This is a genomic window from Psychromonas algarum (assembly GCF_004376845.1).
Lineage (GTDB): Bacteria > Pseudomonadota > Gammaproteobacteria > Enterobacterales > Psychromonadaceae > Psychromonas.
The window spans coordinates 173,926-190,102 of record NZ_SNUW01000004.1 but is presented as its reverse complement, the minus strand read 5'-3'; the positions used below and the strand labels follow the sequence as shown (position 1 = coordinate 190,102).

Genomic DNA, 16,177 nt, shown 5'->3' with positions numbered 1-16,177 from the left:
TTTAAAACTTTAAAAAAATAAAGTTAATCATCATATTGAGTATGGTTATTTCGACGACTATACGTAACAAATTCGTTATAAACAATACTAGGTGAGTGAGTAAATTCATATGTCATGATTTAATATAAATTGCTGATCAGTGAAGAGTGAAAATTAGCCTTTTTTCAATTACATTATTGCTAAGGGTAAAAGCAAAGTGACTTTTACTTCAGCCAATTTACTTATTTTAGTCAATAATATTATTACCTCTTAATGCAAGTCTTGGTTATGATTTGCTATTCAAACACATAATATAGGTAATATGATGAACTGGTATTTGATGGCAATAAAAAACTACGCGACATTTAGTGGACGTTCTCGTAGAAAAGAGTATTGGTGTTTCTTTTTATTTAATATCGTAATTGGTTTGTTGTTAAGCTTTGTTGATCGTTCTATGGGAAGTTTTAATGTACACACGGGCTCAGGGTTATTAGGCGGCATATATACATTAGCTGTTTTTCTCCCGGGCATAGCCGTTGCTGTTCGTCGACTTCATGATACTAACCGTTCTGGCTGGTGGCTTTTAATCTTCCTTATTCCAATTATTGGCGTGCTTGTGCTTGCTATCTTTATGTTATTAGAGGGGGATGCGAATATTAATTCATATGGTGATAACCCTAAAGCAGGGGGAAATGGTTAAGCTTTAGGTATTTTTAAGCATAATCAACAATGTTTTATCGATATTGATTGGCATTTTATTTTCTTATAAAAACCGCATTACTTAGATGCGGCTTTTTACTTTTTACATACCCTCTATTTTTTAAGCTTGTCACAGTGTATTTCTAAAGTCGGAAAATGATTTTTTTGCGAAGTGAGAATTTGCTATTGAATCTGATCTATTCATACAATATTTGATATTAATTTCCAGTGTTAGATAAACGTGCATGAGTAACTGAAAATAACATTATTCATTAATAGTGAATAATGTTTTCATGTTTTAGCTAATTATTAAGTGATGAAAGTAAGCATATAATCATGCCTATACCAACATACTGAAACAACTTAATCGGAGTTAATTATGAGCCAAGAAGCAAAAACCTATGTCATTATCGGCGGTACATCAGGTATCGGTAAGGCGATCGCTTCATCTTTTGATAAAGATAACAACACGGTTCATGTTGCTAGTCGTCAAACAGGACTTGATATCAGTAACGAACAAGCTATACGTGAGTACTTTGAATCTATTGGTCCATTTGATCATCTTGTTGTGACAGCGGGTTCATCTGCTCCGGCTGGTAAAGTTGTCGATGTTAATATTACAGATGCAAAGCAAGCTTTTGATACTAAATTTTGGGGCTCAATTCAGGTCGCGAAATATGCCGCTGAGTATATAAAAGCAAATGGTTCAATTACCTTAACTACAGGAATGCTGTCTAGAAAAGTAGTTGCAAATACCTATGTAAAAACAGCTATTAATGCAGCATTAGAAGCGGTCACAAAAGTTTTAGCAAAAGAGTTAGCTCCTATTCGAGTGAATGCGGTTAGTCCTGGTTTAACAATGACAACGGCATATCAAAAAATGGATCTATCAGCGCGTGATGCTATGTATCAAAATGCAGCCAGTAATTTACCTGTTGGTAAAGCTGGGGAAGCTTCTGAAATTGCAATGGCTTATGCTTTAGCGATTAATAACCCTTATATGACCGGCGCGATTATTGATGTTGATGGCGGCGCATTACTACAATAAATAATTATTGATTAATTCACCTTAATTGCTAAAAGCGATTATTGTTTAAAAGTTATCACTAGCTAAGCCTAGTTAATATGGAAGAAAAGATATGACTACATTATTTGAAACTGCTTCACTTAAAAACTTAACATTACAAAATCGTTTAGTAATGGCGCCTATGACACGTGCTCGTTCTAGCCAACCGGGTAATATCCCTAACCAAATGATGGCGGATTATTATCAACAACGTGCCTCTGCTGGATTAATTATCTCTGAGGCAACTCAAATTTCAGATGACTCTCAAGGTTATTCATTTACGCCGGGTGTTTATACTGACGAACAAGTTGAAGGCTGGAAGTTATCTACAGCTGCTGTGAAAAAAGAAGGGGCGGCGATGTTCTGCCAAATCTGGCATGTAGGTCGAGTTTCACACCCTGTCTTTCAAAAAGGTGAGTTACCAATTGCACCTTCTCCATTAGCGCCAGTAGAAACACAAATTTGGCTTTCAGATGAAGAAGGCAATGGAAAAATGGTTGATTGTATTCAACCTCGTGAAATGAACCAAGATGATATTGATAGAGTGATCAAAGACTTTGCACATGCAGCTAAATGTTCAATTGAAGCTGGATTTGATGGCATTGAAATACATGGTGGTAATGGTTATTTAATTGATCAATTCTTACGTACTAACTCGAATAAACGTAGCGATCAATATGGTGGTTCTCGTGAAAACCGTCTGCGTTTTCTAATGCAAGTTATTGATGCTGTTATTGCAGAAATTGGTGCAGATAAAGTGGGGGTTCGCTTAGCACCATTTATCACTTTTAAAGATATGGATTGCCCTGATATTGTTCCTACAATTATTGAAGCAGCTAAAGAACTACAGTCTCGTGATATTGCTTACTTACATTTATCTGAAGCTGATTGGGATGACGCACCTGTGATCCCTGAAACTTTCCGTGTTGATTTACGTAAAGTTTTTACTAACACTATTATTGTTGCTGGTAGTTACACACTAGAGCGTGCAGAGACTATTTTAAGTGAAGGGTTTGCTGATTTAGTTGCCTTTGGTCGTCCTTTTGTTGGTAACCCTGATTTAGTTTCAAGATTACAAAATAATCAACCTCTTGCGGATCTTGATGGTGCAACATTATTTGGTGGTAATGAGCATGGTTATACTGATTACCCGACTTATACAGGCGCATAAGTTTCTGAATATAAAGTAATTTGTTATATATCTTTAATGCTGGAAGTAACCTAATACCGATTGTGAACGGTATTAGGTTACTTTTTTAAAATGGTTGGTTTAACATTACCCACATTGAACTACCTTCTTCTCCCCAAGCCATATCAAAACGAACCGGGGTTTTCGCCGCTAAAGCACGTACACTAAAGCCTACATCATATTTCATGTCTTTAAATAACTCGGTGTTATATTGTTCAGCGACTCGACCCACTTCTGCAAATAAAACCAGTTGAAACCAATCAATTGGAAAAGGGTTCCACTTTTGATCTGCCATTGGGTTAAGTTGTGGAATAAAACGATATTCAGCAGCGCCGTATACCGCAGCTTTATCATTAAAACGGTTACTGTCGTAAGCGCGCATTCGATTCCAGCCACCTAAGTGTGCTCCTTCCCACATAGGTGTTTGATTTTTTTGTAATATACCACCCGGATTCAATTTTTTATTATTATCCCAAGAAGGTGAGTAAGCAGTCCAAGCATTAAAAGCAAGAACACTTTGACGCATCCATGGCAATGTTGGTAACTCGATGTAATGTTTATAATCAAATTCTAATGAGTTCCAACTTTGTGTGGAATTGGCTAACCCAAAGTCGATAGAGCTAGTTGCTTTAAAAGCATAACCACGAGAAGGGTTGCTAGGGTAGTCAGTATTATCATGCTCTAGAAAAAGACGAATACCATTTGTATTTAAAGATGGCGCTTCAGTAAAGCGATCGGCTGTCCAACGTGTATAAAATAACTCTGTTCCAAGCAAGGTTTGTCCGCTAGTGAATACTTGTCCTCCTCCTACATGGTCTCGATTAACAGGCAGCCCTCGGCGCAGCTGAATATCTGGCAATACATTATGTTTGCTTTCACCCCAGGGTAAAATATAACTGAAATTAACATTGAACCAGTTGTTATAACCTTGTGTTTGTAGTGGTGATATATTATTGGGATCGGTAGTACTGAGATTTTGTTCTGAGCTATTACTGCCATCAAGGTACAAACGCTGATTAGGATAATAGGCATAAGAGCCTAATGAACTTATAAATAAACGATCGGAGAAGGATGGACGATAACCACTGATGGAATAGATCCCTCCTTTGGCTCTTGCTTGATCTGGTGTGTCATTCGGCCCATATTGAGTATCGAGATCTTCGCCTGCAAATACAGTAAAAACCATGGTCATCTGTGGTTGTATAAAACCATCTAATAATAAAACGGCTCCTGCAGTTAAGCCCATACTATCGGTACTAAATGCATAGGGTAAAACCACCCAAGTATTTTGTTTATCTTCCGATCTATTTAAGTCTTCAACTGTGAATTCACTAGCTAATGTGGGAAAAGATAAAGCAGCACAATAAGCGAGAATGAATTTACATTTCATACACATGATCCATGTTTATTTTTTAACAAAAAAGATTAAATTAATTCAACTAATAATTTAACTGCAAATAATAATAAAATAATGCCCATTGCACGATCAAACCAATGTCCATGACTTACAAATTTCTGGCGTACAGACTGCTGAGAAAATAAAAATGAAACTAAGCAAAACCAAGCAGTTGTGGTCAGAATTATCCATAAACCATAAATAGACTGCACTGCAATAGGTGTCTTTGCACTAACAACTGTAGTGAAGATGGCTAAAAAGAAGAGTGTTGCTTTTGGGTTTAATACGTTTGTCATAAACCCTACGATAAAAGCTTTTTTCTGATGTTTTTTATTACTATCGACTTGAATGACTGGCTGCTCTTCTAACGCTGGTTTACTACGTAACAAATTAATGCCTAAGTAAGTGATATAAGCCGCACCTAATATTTTAGCCGTGATCATCAAATAAGCGGATTGAGAGATCAATAAACCAATACCTAATAACGTATACAAAACATGTACTGAGATCCCTGCGCCGATGCCGATACTTGTTAAAATAGCTGTGCGACGGCCAAAGCTGATACTTTGTCTTAACACAATTGCAAAATCTGGACCTGGGCTCATTACAGCAAGAAGGTGGATCACAGTTAACATTATAAATTCATGAATATAAGGCATTATTGACTCTAAGTAGAGAGATTAAAATGAATCGATTATGATAGCGGTTCTTTAGGTGATTTCATAAGGTTAAATCATGAATTCTATTACACAATTTCCAGTACCGTTATTAGGCTTTGCCGCATTTAGTGGAACGGGTAAAACAACGTTATTAGAAAAGCTTATCCCTATGCTAGTTAATAAAGGGCTACGTATTGCGTTAGTTAAGCATAGCCATCACGATATTGAAATGGATAAACCGGGTAAAGATAGTTATCGTTTACGTAAAGCAGGAGCTTCACAAGTAGTATTAGCTGGAACGCATCGTTCGGTATGCTTTCATGAATATGAGCAGGCGCATGATAGTCAGTTAATTGAGCAGTTGTCCTTATTAAATACAAGCTCATTGGATTTAGTCTTAGTTGAAGGGTATCGGGAGCAGCCTTTTCCTAAAATTGAATTGCATCGACACATTTTACAGAAGCCTTTTCTGCATCTAACGGATGAGAATATAATTGCGCTGGTTTGTGATCAAACACTTGAGGCAAACAACTTACCGTTATTTAACTTTTCAGCATTAGATGAATTGGTTGAATTTATAGTGCAACACGCTGTTAATAATAAATAACATCATCTTTTAAGATAAAATAAACAACCGTGCCTGTGGTTAATTCAATAAAATTGCCTCTTGTTAAGACTGGTATCGTATTAGAAATTTGTTCTCCAGTGGAAGCTGTTATTGGTTCATCTTCTAAGTTAGGTGTACCAACTTTTGTACGATATACAAGTTCTCCTCGACCTGCTACAGGGTAACTTTTTACTGAGATAGCGCGATTATCAATCGTTAAGTTAGTGAGCATTAACTCTATTTCTGCCGCTTCTGTTCTGTTTGCTGTTTTAAGCATGGTGACTTTTCCGGAAGCCTTTGCGCCTTGTTTTATAATTTCTTTGTTATCAATATTTACTGCATTTTCAACCAGTGCTTTAAAGTAATAACCAACAGAGCGTAACTGACTATTAACAGGCTCTTGCATACGAATTTTTATTTCAGTCCCTGCGGGTAAAACGGCAGCAAAACTTGTGTGACTGATTACTAGTAAAGTAATAAAGAGCAGTGTGTTTTTAAACATAAAGTTCCCGGTTATTGATGTTTATTTAGTGCAGATAATAATGCGTGCTGGCTACTATTATCTGGCAATTGTTGCCGAGATTTTCCCAATAAATAATTTTCTTTAAAAGTAGAAAATAGTAATGCTAGAAGACGTGCATTTTCTGGCTCATTTATAGAGTCTAATACAAGGCTTGCCACTTCAGCGGTGGCTAGTTGATTATCTTTACTTGCTTTCCGTACTAAATATTGTGATAGCTTCTCTGGTGAAAAAGATAATACGGGGAAACTATCTAAGTAAGGGCTTTTTCTAAACATTTTTTTAGCTTGGGCCCAAGTTCCATCTAATAAAATAAACAGTGGTCGCTTATTTATATTATCTTTAATAATTGTCGAATAGTTGTTTATGACTCTTTGTGGTTCTGCGTATTCTGCAGGAAATATAACGATAGGTTGCCATTGTGATTGTGCTAATAAAGCTAACATCTCTGAGTTTGGTTCTGTACGAGACCAAATATAGGCATAGGTATCAGGAATGAGATCGGCAATTAGACGACCTGTATTACTAGGTTTTAATATTTCATCGTCATACATTAATAGTAAAAAAGCACTCTTGCTGAGCACTGTTTTTTTAATAGAGCAGATACATAAATAGGGTAGTAGCATGCAATGCTTACAACGAGTAATGCTGCCGCCTCGAGCTAAAAATGGACGTGTACTTTGGCTCAGTCGATGATCATATAATTTGTGAACAGCATGAATTCGCATAATGGACTCTTTATTATTGAATCAATGATTATACGTTAATTAATATATTGTTGTGTTTGATCTCCATAGTATTTAATAGTGTTCCGTGGCATGCTCAATAGTGTAATTCCGATGCGTTATTTTCTTTTATTTTTAAAAGGTGTTAATAATGAACATTCCAGAAGACTTTGTTAATTACAAAACGACTCCTCTTTTTACTAAAACTAATATTCCTAAGTTATTCTTGTTTGAACACAATACCAAAGCAGGTGTATTTGGTAAGATCTGTGTTACATCGGGTTCATTAAAGTTCTTTGGCTTTCGTGAGCGGCGTGGTGAGATAGAAAAAGAAGTTATTATTAATGCTGGTGAAACAGGAATATCACCTCCTGAATATTGGCATAAAGTTGAATTTTTAACTGATGATACAGAGTTTAAAGTGCAATTTTATGCACAAAAAGATTCTGAGATTGTTAAGCAAAATTTGTCAGAAAGAAATGAATAAATTTATTTAATGAGAATGTAATGGCAGAAAAGAAACGACTATATATTGCTTATACTGGTGGCACTATTGGGATGAAACCGTCAAAAAATGGTTTTGTACCTGTGGCAGGTTATTTATCTGAAACAATCAGTAATATGCCTGAATTCTATCATGATGATATGCCTGAATTTGAAATTCATGAATATGAACCGTTAATTGATTCAGCTGATATATCACCTAAAATATGGCAATTATTAGCAAAAGATATACAGCATAGATACCATGATTTTGATGGTTTCATCATCTTACATGGTACTGATACTATGTCTTATACGGCATCGGCCCTATCATTCATTTTTGAAAGTTTAAGTAAGCCTGTGATCATTACAGGTTCACAGATCCCTCTGTCACAGTTACGTTCAGATGCGCGCGCTAATTTATTAAACTCATTATATTTAGCCGCTCATCATCCGATTAATGAAGTTTGTATCTTTTTTCATAATCAATTATTCAGAGGTAACCGCACAACTAAGCAGCATGCTGATGGTTTTAGTGCCTTTGTTTCTCCTAATTATCCTGTTTTATTAGAAGCCGGTATTGAAATTAAAAACGTGGCAGGGAAAAAACAAAAATCAGTTAATACCCGTTTAACGATTGGTCAGATAGAGCAACAGTCAATTGCTATATTGCACCTTTTTCCTGGTCTTGATTGGCAAGTATTAGATAATTTATTAAAGAGTCCGTTGCAGGCTTTAGTGTTACTTACTTATGGTGTAGGTAATGCACAACAAGACCCTCAACTATTAAACACCTTAAAAGAAGCAAGTGAGCGTGGCATTTTAATTGTTAATTGCAGCCAATGTTTAAAAGGAAGTGTAAATATGGAAGGTTATGCAACGGGACATGCTTTGAGTGAGGCTGGTGTGATCAGTGGATTAGATATGACAACTGAATCAGTTATTGCAAAATTGTATTATCTACTTAGCCAAGATTTATCATATAAAGTGGTAAAAGAATTATTAACAACAGATTTACGAGGGGAATTAAGCGCTTAATTATTTGTAAGTTTTTATTTTTCTCATAAAAAACGCCTGTTATATGAAAATAGCAGGCGTTTTTTTATTTGCTTTTTTAAACTAAAACTATGGTACTAATGATAACCAACTACCTTCATTAAACCATTTTTGATGTAATGCTTCTAAGCCACCTTCATCTGAAAAAGTGATTAAATGTAAGTTAATCTCTTTTTGTAATGCGTCGTTATCTTTAGCAAGCGCCACTGCAATTTTTTCAGTGCCGATAGGGCGTCTTAATAATGTTAGATCATGTGTTGTATCTTTATGAACCAGTAACTCACATACCGCTAAATCAGCCACCATTGCATCAGCTTTTCCAGATAGTACTGCAAGTACACCATCTTCATAATGTTCAACAGTAGATAGCTTTGCTTCTGCTAAACGATCTTTTGTTAACTCTGCACTAGTTGAGCCTGCAAGAGCAACTAACTTTACATTTTCATGATTAAAACCTGTTGTTTGATAAATACGCGTAATATTTTTTTTGGTTGTTAAAATCGATTTTGCAGCTAATGCATAAGAAGCTGAAAAGAGAACCTGCTTTTGACGATCTTTTGTCACTGCCATGTTTGACATGACGATATCAACTTTACCTTTATCTAATGCAGGGAGTAGCTCAGAAAAAGGCATAACTTCTATGACTAACTCAAGTTTCATTTCATCTGCTAAATATGACGCTAATGCCACATCATAACCAATGATCATATTCTCAGTACTAACAAAATTGAATGGAGGTTGTTCGCCTGTCATACCTACAATCAATTTATCTTTTTTGATGGTTAATGCTTTATCTTTATCTTTAGCGTAAGCCGGTAAGCTAAGAGTGGTCACAGCCAAAAGGGCGACCATTAACGTTTTAAATATTGCTGAGATTGGTTTCATAAACATCCTTGGTTATTGAAAAAGAGGTAAGAGCAAAACAATGGATAAAATTAGATTATCTATTGAGATGAGGTAAGTCTATTAATACAGAACTAATTAGGGATCTAACTCATAGACTATTTTGAAAATAATTATTACTTATTGGAAATTCAAAGGCAAATATATATCAACATAATGAAATATAAACAGTTTCTCATTATTTTTTGTAATCTTATCTTATTCATTAGAAAGACATGCTATTGTTATTCATTCGGTAATTCTTAAGTGCCCCATCAAAAGCATCTGAATTACTTCTGAGCAAACTGTCTGTTAATCTATTTGTTTACCTTCACTATGGTGGTGTAAATATTTTTTATCAACGAGATGAACTATTAAGTACATTGTTTGTCTTTGAGAAAGGTAGTTAATTTTTAATATTATAAAAGTAGAATTAAAAGTAATATTGAACCGTTGCTACATCCCATACGTATTAATGTTTATTAATCGTTTTTTTAAGGAGTATTCATGAACTTCAGTTACGTTAATCCAACGAAGATTCAATTCGGCCAAGGCCAAATATCAAGTATCAAAGAACTTATCCCACAAGATCAAAAAGTACTAGTGATGTACGGTGGTGGGTCAATTAAAAAAAATGGTGTTTATCAACAGGTAAGTGATGCATTAAGTGGGCATCAATGGATTGAATTTAGTGGTGTTGAACCTAACCCAACGGCAGAACATTTGGATAAAGCCGTTGCTGTGTGTAAAGCTGAAAGTATTGAATTTATTATTGCTGTAGGTGGTGGGTCTGTTATTGACGGTGCAAAATATATTGCAGCGGCTGCTTGCTATGATGGTGATGGATGGGATATTTTAGTTGGAAAACATGCTGTTGATAAAGCGCTTCCAATTGGTGCTATTTTAACATTACCTGCGACAGGATCTGAATCTAATTCAGGTGCCGTGATCACTAAAGCATCGACAAGAGATAAACTTTCTTTCTTAAATCCGTTAGTCCAACCTAAGTTTGCGGTAATGGATCCTGATGTAATGAAAACATTACCTGAGCGTCAATTAATTAATGGTTTGGTTGATGCGTGGGTGCATGTTTGTGAGCAATACCTTACTACAGCTGCTGGTAATATGGTGCAAGACGGTTATGCTGAAACATTGCTTAAAAACCTACTTACATTAGGCCGTGACTATGAAAATCATGATAATGACCAATGGCGTGCGAATTTAATGTGGACAGCTAACCAAGCATTGAATGGTTTAATTGGTGCTGGTGCTGCGCATGATTGGGCTACGCATATGATTGGACATGAATTAACTGCTTTATATCATGTTGACCATGCCCGATCTTTAGCAATTGTTCAGCCTTCATTGTTACGTAATCAGTCTGTTAATAAACAACAGAAAATTAAGCAAATGGGTATTAATGTATTTGGTTTTACTGATAATGAAAATTTAGTTGATCAAACAATTGATGCAATGGAAGCATTTTATAAAAGCTTAGGTGTTAGCACTCAATTAACTGAGATGGAACATAAAGGCACTAAAGCTGAAGCAATTGATGTCATTATTAAACAATTGGAAAAACATGGCATGGTTGCGTTAGGTGAATCTAAGGCGATTACATTAGATGTTTCTCGTGCAATATTAGAAGATGCCGTTGCTTAACCGTGTAAATATTTATTCATTTAATTAATAACCTAATAAACCTCAACCGTCTCTGAAGTGACTGTTGAGGTTTTTTTATAGATTAGTTTTAGTGGACACTTATTTAAAAAAAATTATAGCAATCATAGTAAACAGCAGATCTATTTTACTGGTTAAAATAACTCACTTTTTTGTTATAAATTTCGTCAATGCAGCAAGCATTTATCTCCATTTATGTTTCGACTTGAATTGTTTTTTTGCACAAAATTTAGATCACATACTTATGTAATTTTTATTAATAAAAATTTGATTCGCGAATATCGCAAGATCCGTCATGATGACTGTAATCGGTATAAATAAAAATTATAAACCGGTCATTAACAATTAAAACATAAGGATAAGTTTTGTCGGATAAAGCGTTAACAAAAATAAATGTACTGACCAGTCATCGTTGGTTTGAAGATGCAATGGCCATATTAATAGGGACTAGTTTAGTTTCATTTGGTGTATTGTTTTTAAAGCATGCAGGATTATTGACCGGTGGAACTGCTGGTTTATCGTTATTGATTAATTATAAATTTGATATTGAGTTTGGGATTGTATTTTTTCTTATTAACTTACCCTTTTATTATTTTGCGTTAAGCAGAATGGGCTGGGTTTTTACTGTAAAAACATTTGTTGCAGTTTTCCTTGTTTCCTCATTTTCGTCCTTACATGAACAATTTATTGATATTCACTCTCTTAACCCTATTTATGCCGCTATTTTTGGTGGTTTTCTTTTTGGAGTTGGGTTTATTATCTTATTTCGTCATAAAGCGAGTTTAGGTGGTTTCAATATTCTAGCCTTGTATTTACAAGATAGGTTTGCAATAAAAGCAGGGTGGTTATTGATGGCGGCAGATCTCACTATTATGTTAATTTCTTTATCTGTTGTTTCTTATTACCAGTTAGTCTTATCAATTGGTTGTGGCATTGTGCTTAATCTTATCATTGCATTAAACCATCGTAATGACCGATATAATGTTTAAATTACCCTCTTATTTAATAGAGAGCTAACTTAGCCTTTTTGCGTGGCATAGCGATTAGCTAATATGGCGCAGTAAAATATTTGGATTGGATGATAGAGCATGATTGGTAATAGAATCATGCCTAAATCAGTATTTCCGTCAAAAATGGCTGTTGCCATTGGAATACCTGCTGCAAGTGTTTTTTTACTTCCACAAAAAACGCTTGTTACTTCATCGGCTAACTCAAATCGACAGCGACGCGCTCCCCATTGAATAAGATGTACCATCAATAACAGAGTGATAAAACAGAGCACAATTGAAGTGACTAACATTTGTATAGAGAATGAAGTCCAAATGCCATCTGCGATAGAATTACAAAAAGCGTTGTAAACGATTAATAAAATAACGTATTTATCAATCTTATTAACAATCGTTTTATGCTTCTGTGCAAAAGTGTATAAAAGTGGCCTTGCTAGTTGCCCTATTATTAATGGAACAAATAATAGTTTTGCAATTGAAATAATTGATGCCATAAGATCAAGTTCAACACCTTTAAAACCCATAAAAAGGTGAATTAAAAAGGGAGTAATAAATATTCCCAAAATACTTGATAATGAAGTGTTAAATATTGCTCCTGGAACATTTCCTTTACCAACACTTGTCATCGCAACTGAAGAAGAAATGGTACTTGGCAAAACAAATATATAGCAGAAACCAAAGACTAATGCGGCAGGCATATAAGCAAGTAATAGATCGCCAAAAATAAGCCAAAGTATTGGATATGCAATAAAGGTAGCGGCTTGGATATATGTATGTCGGCGCCAATTACTAATGCCTGCTTTGATAGCAGAAGGAGATAAACCTAAACCATGTAGAAAAAAGACAAGAGCAACACTAACCCCTGTGAGTTTATCAAGATACAAGAAGCCGTTTGTTTTTCCAATATCAGCAGTGACTATTGCGAGTGCGATTGCCAACACCATCGCAACTAAAAACCATTCTTTTTTTTAATTTCTTTATCATATTTATTCTTACTTAGAGCACATTGCTTTTTAGCTATGGATAAGTACTTTTGTTAATCATTTTTATTTTTAGTTATAAAAAAACCTAGCCAAGCTAGGTTTTAGAATATTTTAAAATTGACACAATAAGCTAAGGTCGTTCTCAGAACGGAATATCATCATCAAAATCCATTGATGGTTCATTGAACTGTGTTGCTGGTTTAGCTTGTGGAGCAGGTGCCGGAGATACTGGACGTTGCTGTGTCGGTTGCGGTTGAGCAGCAGGTCTTTGTTGAGGCGCCTGTGAAGGTTGGTAAGCTGGCGCCATTTGAGGAGCTGCTTGTTGTGCAGGAGCTTGAGGTGCATTACCCCATGATTGTTGAGGTGCTGCAGTTGGTTGTGGCGCCGCGTTTTGATAACCACCACCTTGTTGACCTTGTGGAGCATTACGCGCATCTAACATTTGAATATCATTGGCAATAATTTCAGTTTTATAACGATCTTGACCGTCTTGGCCTTGCCATTTATTGGTTTGTAACTTTCCTTCAACGTAAACTTTTGCACCTTTTTTAAGGTACTGTCCAACCATTTCACCAAACTTACCGAATACAACAATGTTATGCCATTCAGATTTATTTTCGTATTCGCCAGTTTGTTTGTTTTTCCAGCTTTCTGTTGTTGCGATTGAAAAGTTAGCAACTGCTCCACCATTCTGGGTGTAACGCATTTCTGGATCTTTCCCTAAGTTACCTACTAGGACTACTTTGTTTACACTACGGTTAAACATGTTTTTGCTCCGCTATCTGTTTATGGCTTAAAATATTAATCAATGATAGCAAATTAACTATCACTTAAAATGTGTTGTGCTTCTTGTTGCTGAAAAGTCTGTGTATTTGCTTTGATATAAACTGTTTGTTCTTCAGCAATAATCACTACTTCTAGCGCGCCCTGTAACGCAACTAATTGGCTTATTACATTCTCTGTTTTGTGTTTATCTTTTATATCGGTTGTAAACGTAAAAGTGCGAATTTTACTTGGGTTTTGTAAACCCAGTGATAATAAAAACCATATTATCATTAATCCTGCTAAGCATAAAAACAAGCCGCTACTTCCTATCAGTTTATAGGATAAACCACCTACAATGCCACCGAAAAATGCACCTAAAAATTGATGAGTACTGTAGATCCCCATTGCTGTTCCTTTTGTTCCAGCAGGAGCAAGCATTGAGATAAAAGCTGGTAATGAAGCTTCTAAAAAATTAAAAGCGGTAAAAAATAACAGCATAACAACAAACATTAAAATAATAGATTCTTTAGTGACCGACATCACGATTAAACTGAGTGCCATTAAAAGAATAGAAAATAGATAAAAATGTTTATTTTTTTGTTTTTTAGAAGAAATAATTAACATCGGAACAATTAACAAAAATGATAGTAATAAAGCAGGTAAGTAAATTTTCCAGTGTTCATTAGCGGCAAGATGCATGTGCTGTAATAGTAAGGGTAAAGTAACAAAAATAGCCGTTAATGAAAGATGTAATATAAATATCCCTAAATTAAGGCGTAATAGCTGAGGTTGTTTAGCTAGACTAGCAATTAAAGAAGGAACTGGGATAGTTTCACCACGCGGTGCTTTGTTAACAACATTAGGGACTAAATAGTGCACTATTGCGATACCCAAAATCGCTCCCGCCGCTGTAATTAAAAATAATCCATGTAGCCCTATAAAAGGTGCTAAAACAGGGCCCGCTACCATTGCCACAGCAAAAGCAAGACCAATACTGACACCGATCATTCCCATTGCTTTAGGACGTTGTTGTTCACGAGTCACGTCTGCTGCAAGTGCTAAAATTGCACTCGCAATGGCCCCTGTACCTTGTAATGCTCGCCCAAAAGTGACGCCATAAACAGATTCTGAAAATGCCGCCACTAAACTACCGATAGCAAAGAGTATTAAACCGCCATAGATAATAGGTTTGCGTCCAAATTTATCCGAAAGCATTCCTGCTGGGATTTGTAATAAGGCTTGTGTTAATCCATAAGCTCCGATTGCAAATCCAACCCACAATGGAGAGTAACCAATTAAGTGCTGCCCATATATTGCAAACACGGGCATGATCATAAATAGGCCAAGCATACGCAGTGCAAAGACTAATGATAATGAGATGGCAGTTCGTTTTTCAAAAGGGCTTAAGGCATCTGAAGACATTGATATTCCATGTTAACGATAGAATGAGCGCGGATAATAACATGCTAATAATTATTTCAGGTTATCTTTTTTAGCGCAATAAATCGTTAACTTCTTTATACTGATGCTGTCATTTTTTTAATTTTTTGGAGTTTTTGTGCTGAGTTATCGCCATTCATATCATGCTGGGAATTTTGCAGATGTTTTAAAACACACTGTATTAGCGTCTATTCTTGATTATTTATTACAAAAAGATAAAGCTTTTTGTTATTTAGACACTCATTCTGGTTGTGGGGCTTATCAACTTAATTCTGAGCAATCATTAAAAACCGGTGAATTTAATAATGGTATTGGTGCTTTATGGGAACATAAAAAATTACCTGTGCCTATTGATCGTTATTTAGAACAAGTGAGAGCCTTTAATGGAAAAGGAGCTTTACGCTCATACCCTGGTTCACCGATGATTTGTAATCAAATGCGCCGTGATGATGATCGAATGTTTTTATTTGAACTACACCCAAATGAATTTACGAATATGCGTGGTAATTTCTCTGGCGACCGCAGTATTAAAATGTCAAATACTGATGGTTTACAGGGATTGATCGCGAATATGCCTCCAAAAGAGCGTCGTGGTTTAGTCTTAATTGATCCATCATACGAAATAAAAACAGAATATGATGAAGTGGTTGATACCTTAATTGCAGCGCATCGTCGTTTCGCAACGGGTACCTATGCATTATGGTATCCGGTTGTGAAGCGTACGCTGATCAACAAAATGGAAAGATCTTTAAAAGCTTCCGGTATTAAAAACATTCAATTATTTGAATTAGCGATTGAGGCAGATAAAGAAGAACGAGGCATGACATCTAGTGGCATGATAGTGATTAATCCACCTTGGACATTACAAAAAGAGATGCAGCATAGTTTACCATTCTTGGCTGAAACGTTAGGTATTAATGGTGAAGGTTTTTACCGCATTGAAACTTTAGTTTCTGAATAATACTTAACTAACAGTTCATACTTAGGTGATTGAGATAGTCTTTTTACAAGTACAATCTCAATTACTTGTTCTGCTTCATT

General features: G+C 35.5%; 17 protein-coding genes. 9 read left to right on the top strand and 8 right to left on the bottom strand.

The genetic code is table 11. The features are described 5' to 3' along the window. Window positions 1–304: 304 nt before the first annotated feature. The 3 genes from E2R68_RS04620 to E2R68_RS04610 all read left to right on the top strand — a co-directional run bounded on the left by E2R68_RS04620 (window position 305) and on the right by E2R68_RS04610 (window position 2,915). Window positions 305–679 carry a DUF805 domain-containing protein gene (locus tag E2R68_RS04620; RefSeq protein WP_134276335.1) on the top strand — a complete coding sequence of 125 codons (375 nt, stop codon included), beginning with the start codon at window positions 305–307 and terminating at the stop codon, window positions 677–679. 378 nt (window positions 680–1,057) lie between these two features. Further along, window positions 1,058–1,726: an SDR family oxidoreductase gene (locus tag E2R68_RS04615; RefSeq protein WP_134276334.1), complete on the top strand. Its 669-nt coding sequence runs from the start codon at window positions 1,058–1,060 to the stop codon at window positions 1,724–1,726. 91 nt (window positions 1,727–1,817) lie between these two features. Further along, window positions 1,818–2,915: an alkene reductase gene (locus tag E2R68_RS04610; protein WP_134276333.1), complete on the top strand. Its 1,098-nt coding sequence runs from the start codon at window positions 1,818–1,820 to the stop codon at window positions 2,913–2,915. 85 nt (window positions 2,916–3,000) lie between these two features. Here the strand turns inward: E2R68_RS04610 and E2R68_RS04605 are convergent, their stop codons facing one another. Further along, window positions 3,001–4,323, bottom strand: coding sequence for a BamA/TamA family outer membrane protein (locus tag E2R68_RS04605; RefSeq protein ID WP_243834597.1), 1,323 nt, complete (start codon window positions 4,321–4,323; stop codon window positions 3,001–3,003). 35 nt (window positions 4,324–4,358) lie between these two features. After that, on the bottom strand, window positions 4,359–4,988 hold the full coding sequence (locus tag E2R68_RS04600; RefSeq protein ID WP_134276331.1) for a LysE family translocator: 630 nt from the start codon (window positions 4,986–4,988) through the stop codon (window positions 4,359–4,361). A gap of 76 nt (window positions 4,989–5,064) precedes the next feature. Here E2R68_RS04600 and mobB point away from each other — a divergent pair, with 76 nt between their 5' ends. Continuing rightward, window positions 5,065–5,595, top strand: a complete 531-nt coding sequence (gene mobB / locus E2R68_RS04595; RefSeq protein ID WP_134276330.1) for a molybdopterin-guanine dinucleotide biosynthesis protein B — start codon at window positions 5,065–5,067, stop codon at window positions 5,593–5,595. Here the strand turns inward: mobB and E2R68_RS04590 are convergent. Together E2R68_RS04590 and E2R68_RS04585 are read right to left on the bottom strand one after the other, a co-directional pair. Continuing rightward, window positions 5,582–6,097, bottom strand: a complete 516-nt coding sequence (locus tag E2R68_RS04590; RefSeq protein ID WP_134276329.1) for a hypothetical protein — start codon at window positions 6,095–6,097, stop codon at window positions 5,582–5,584. The two genes, mobB and E2R68_RS04590, sit on opposite strands and share 14 nt — an antisense overlap. An 11-nt stretch (window positions 6,098–6,108) precedes the next feature. After that, entirely contained in the window at window positions 6,109–6,843 is a 735-nt protein-coding gene (locus tag E2R68_RS04585) for a tRNA-uridine aminocarboxypropyltransferase (RefSeq protein WP_134276328.1), read from the bottom strand. 148 nt (window positions 6,844–6,991) lie between these two features. On the opposite strand from E2R68_RS04585, the gene E2R68_RS04580 reads away from it, so the two are divergent. Both E2R68_RS04580 and ansA read left to right on the top strand, forming a co-directional pair. Beyond that, entirely contained in the window at window positions 6,992–7,327 is a 336-nt protein-coding gene (locus E2R68_RS04580) for a TehB family protein (RefSeq protein ID WP_445177075.1), read from the top strand. A gap of 20 nt (window positions 7,328–7,347) precedes the next feature. After that, window positions 7,348–8,361, top strand: coding sequence for an asparaginase (ansA, locus tag E2R68_RS04575; RefSeq protein WP_134276327.1), 1,014 nt, complete (start codon window positions 7,348–7,350; stop codon window positions 8,359–8,361). A gap of 87 nt (window positions 8,362–8,448) precedes the next feature. Here the strand turns inward: ansA and E2R68_RS04570 are convergent, their stop codons facing one another. After that, window positions 8,449–9,264, bottom strand: a complete 816-nt coding sequence (locus E2R68_RS04570) for a substrate-binding periplasmic protein (protein ID WP_166738801.1) — start codon at window positions 9,262–9,264, stop codon at window positions 8,449–8,451. A gap of 504 nt (window positions 9,265–9,768) precedes the next feature. Between E2R68_RS04570 and E2R68_RS04565 the strand changes: the two genes are divergently transcribed. Together E2R68_RS04565 and E2R68_RS04560 are read left to right on the top strand one after the other, a co-directional pair. After that, window positions 9,769–10,923: an iron-containing alcohol dehydrogenase gene (locus E2R68_RS04565; protein WP_134276325.1), complete on the top strand. Its 1,155-nt coding sequence runs from the start codon at window positions 9,769–9,771 to the stop codon at window positions 10,921–10,923. 383 nt (window positions 10,924–11,306) lie between these two features. Continuing rightward, window positions 11,307–11,930: a YitT family protein gene (locus E2R68_RS04560; protein ID WP_243834596.1), complete on the top strand. Its 624-nt coding sequence runs from the start codon at window positions 11,307–11,309 to the stop codon at window positions 11,928–11,930. 29 nt (window positions 11,931–11,959) lie between these two features. Here the strand turns inward: E2R68_RS04560 and E2R68_RS04555 are convergent, their stop codons facing one another. The 3 genes from E2R68_RS04555 to E2R68_RS04545 all read right to left on the bottom strand — a co-directional run bounded on the left by E2R68_RS04555 (window position 11,960) and on the right by E2R68_RS04545 (window position 15,118). Continuing rightward, window positions 11,960–12,892, bottom strand: coding sequence for a bile acid:sodium symporter family protein (locus E2R68_RS04555; RefSeq protein WP_134276324.1), 933 nt, complete (start codon window positions 12,890–12,892; stop codon window positions 11,960–11,962). A 181-nt stretch (window positions 12,893–13,073) separates the two neighbouring features. After that, window positions 13,074–13,697: a single-stranded DNA-binding protein gene (gene ssb, locus E2R68_RS04550; protein WP_134276323.1), complete on the bottom strand. Its 624-nt coding sequence runs from the start codon at window positions 13,695–13,697 to the stop codon at window positions 13,074–13,076. Window positions 13,698–13,750: 53 nt separating this feature from the next. After that, complete coding sequence (locus E2R68_RS04545; RefSeq protein ID WP_134276322.1) at window positions 13,751–15,118, bottom strand: MFS transporter; 1,368 nt, start codon at window positions 15,116–15,118, stop codon at window positions 13,751–13,753. A 136-nt stretch (window positions 15,119–15,254) separates the two neighbouring features. Here E2R68_RS04545 and E2R68_RS04540 point away from each other — a divergent pair, with 136 nt between their 5' ends. Next, window positions 15,255–16,097: a 23S rRNA (adenine(2030)-N(6))-methyltransferase RlmJ gene (locus E2R68_RS04540; protein ID WP_134276321.1), complete on the top strand. Its 843-nt coding sequence runs from the start codon at window positions 15,255–15,257 to the stop codon at window positions 16,095–16,097. Window positions 16,098–16,177: the final 80 nt, after the last annotated feature.

Excerpts from the sequence above, each read along its gene's own strand:
- ssb (WP_134276323.1), bottom strand. The coding sequence starts at position 13,697 with ATGTTTAACCGTAGTGTAAACAAAGTAGTCCTAGTAGGTAACTTAGGG.
- E2R68_RS04545 (WP_134276322.1), bottom strand. The coding sequence starts at position 15,118 with ATGTCTTCAGATGCCTTAAGCCCTTTTGAAAAACGAACTGCCATCTCA.
- E2R68_RS04620 (WP_134276335.1), top strand. The coding sequence starts at position 305 with ATGAACTGGTATTTGATGGCAATAAAAAACTACGCGACATTTAGTGGA.
- E2R68_RS04590 (WP_134276329.1), bottom strand. The coding sequence starts at position 6,097 with ATGTTTAAAAACACACTGCTCTTTATTACTTTACTAGTAATCAGTCAC.
- mobB (WP_134276330.1), top strand. The coding sequence starts at position 5,065 with ATGAATTCTATTACACAATTTCCAGTACCGTTATTAGGCTTTGCCGCA.
- E2R68_RS04605 (WP_243834597.1), bottom strand. The coding sequence starts at position 4,323 with ATGAAATGTAAATTCATTCTCGCTTATTGTGCTGCTTTATCTTTTCCC.
- E2R68_RS04570 (WP_166738801.1), bottom strand. The coding sequence starts at position 9,264 with ATGAAACCAATCTCAGCAATATTTAAAACGTTAATGGTCGCCCTTTTG.
- E2R68_RS04580 (WP_445177075.1), top strand. The coding sequence starts at position 6,992 with ATGAACATTCCAGAAGACTTTGTTAATTACAAAACGACTCCTCTTTTT.
- E2R68_RS04600 (WP_134276331.1), bottom strand. The coding sequence starts at position 4,988 with ATGCCTTATATTCATGAATTTATAATGTTAACTGTGATCCACCTTCTT.
- ansA (WP_134276327.1), top strand. The coding sequence starts at position 7,348 with ATGGCAGAAAAGAAACGACTATATATTGCTTATACTGGTGGCACTATT.
- E2R68_RS04565 (WP_134276325.1), top strand. The coding sequence starts at position 9,769 with ATGAACTTCAGTTACGTTAATCCAACGAAGATTCAATTCGGCCAAGGC.
- E2R68_RS04615 (WP_134276334.1), top strand. The coding sequence starts at position 1,058 with ATGAGCCAAGAAGCAAAAACCTATGTCATTATCGGCGGTACATCAGGT.
- E2R68_RS04610 (WP_134276333.1), top strand. The coding sequence starts at position 1,818 with ATGACTACATTATTTGAAACTGCTTCACTTAAAAACTTAACATTACAA.
- E2R68_RS04585 (WP_134276328.1), bottom strand. The coding sequence starts at position 6,843 with ATGCGAATTCATGCTGTTCACAAATTATATGATCATCGACTGAGCCAA.
- E2R68_RS04555 (WP_134276324.1), bottom strand. The coding sequence starts at position 12,892 with ATGGTGTTGGCAATCGCACTCGCAATAGTCACTGCTGATATTGGAAAA.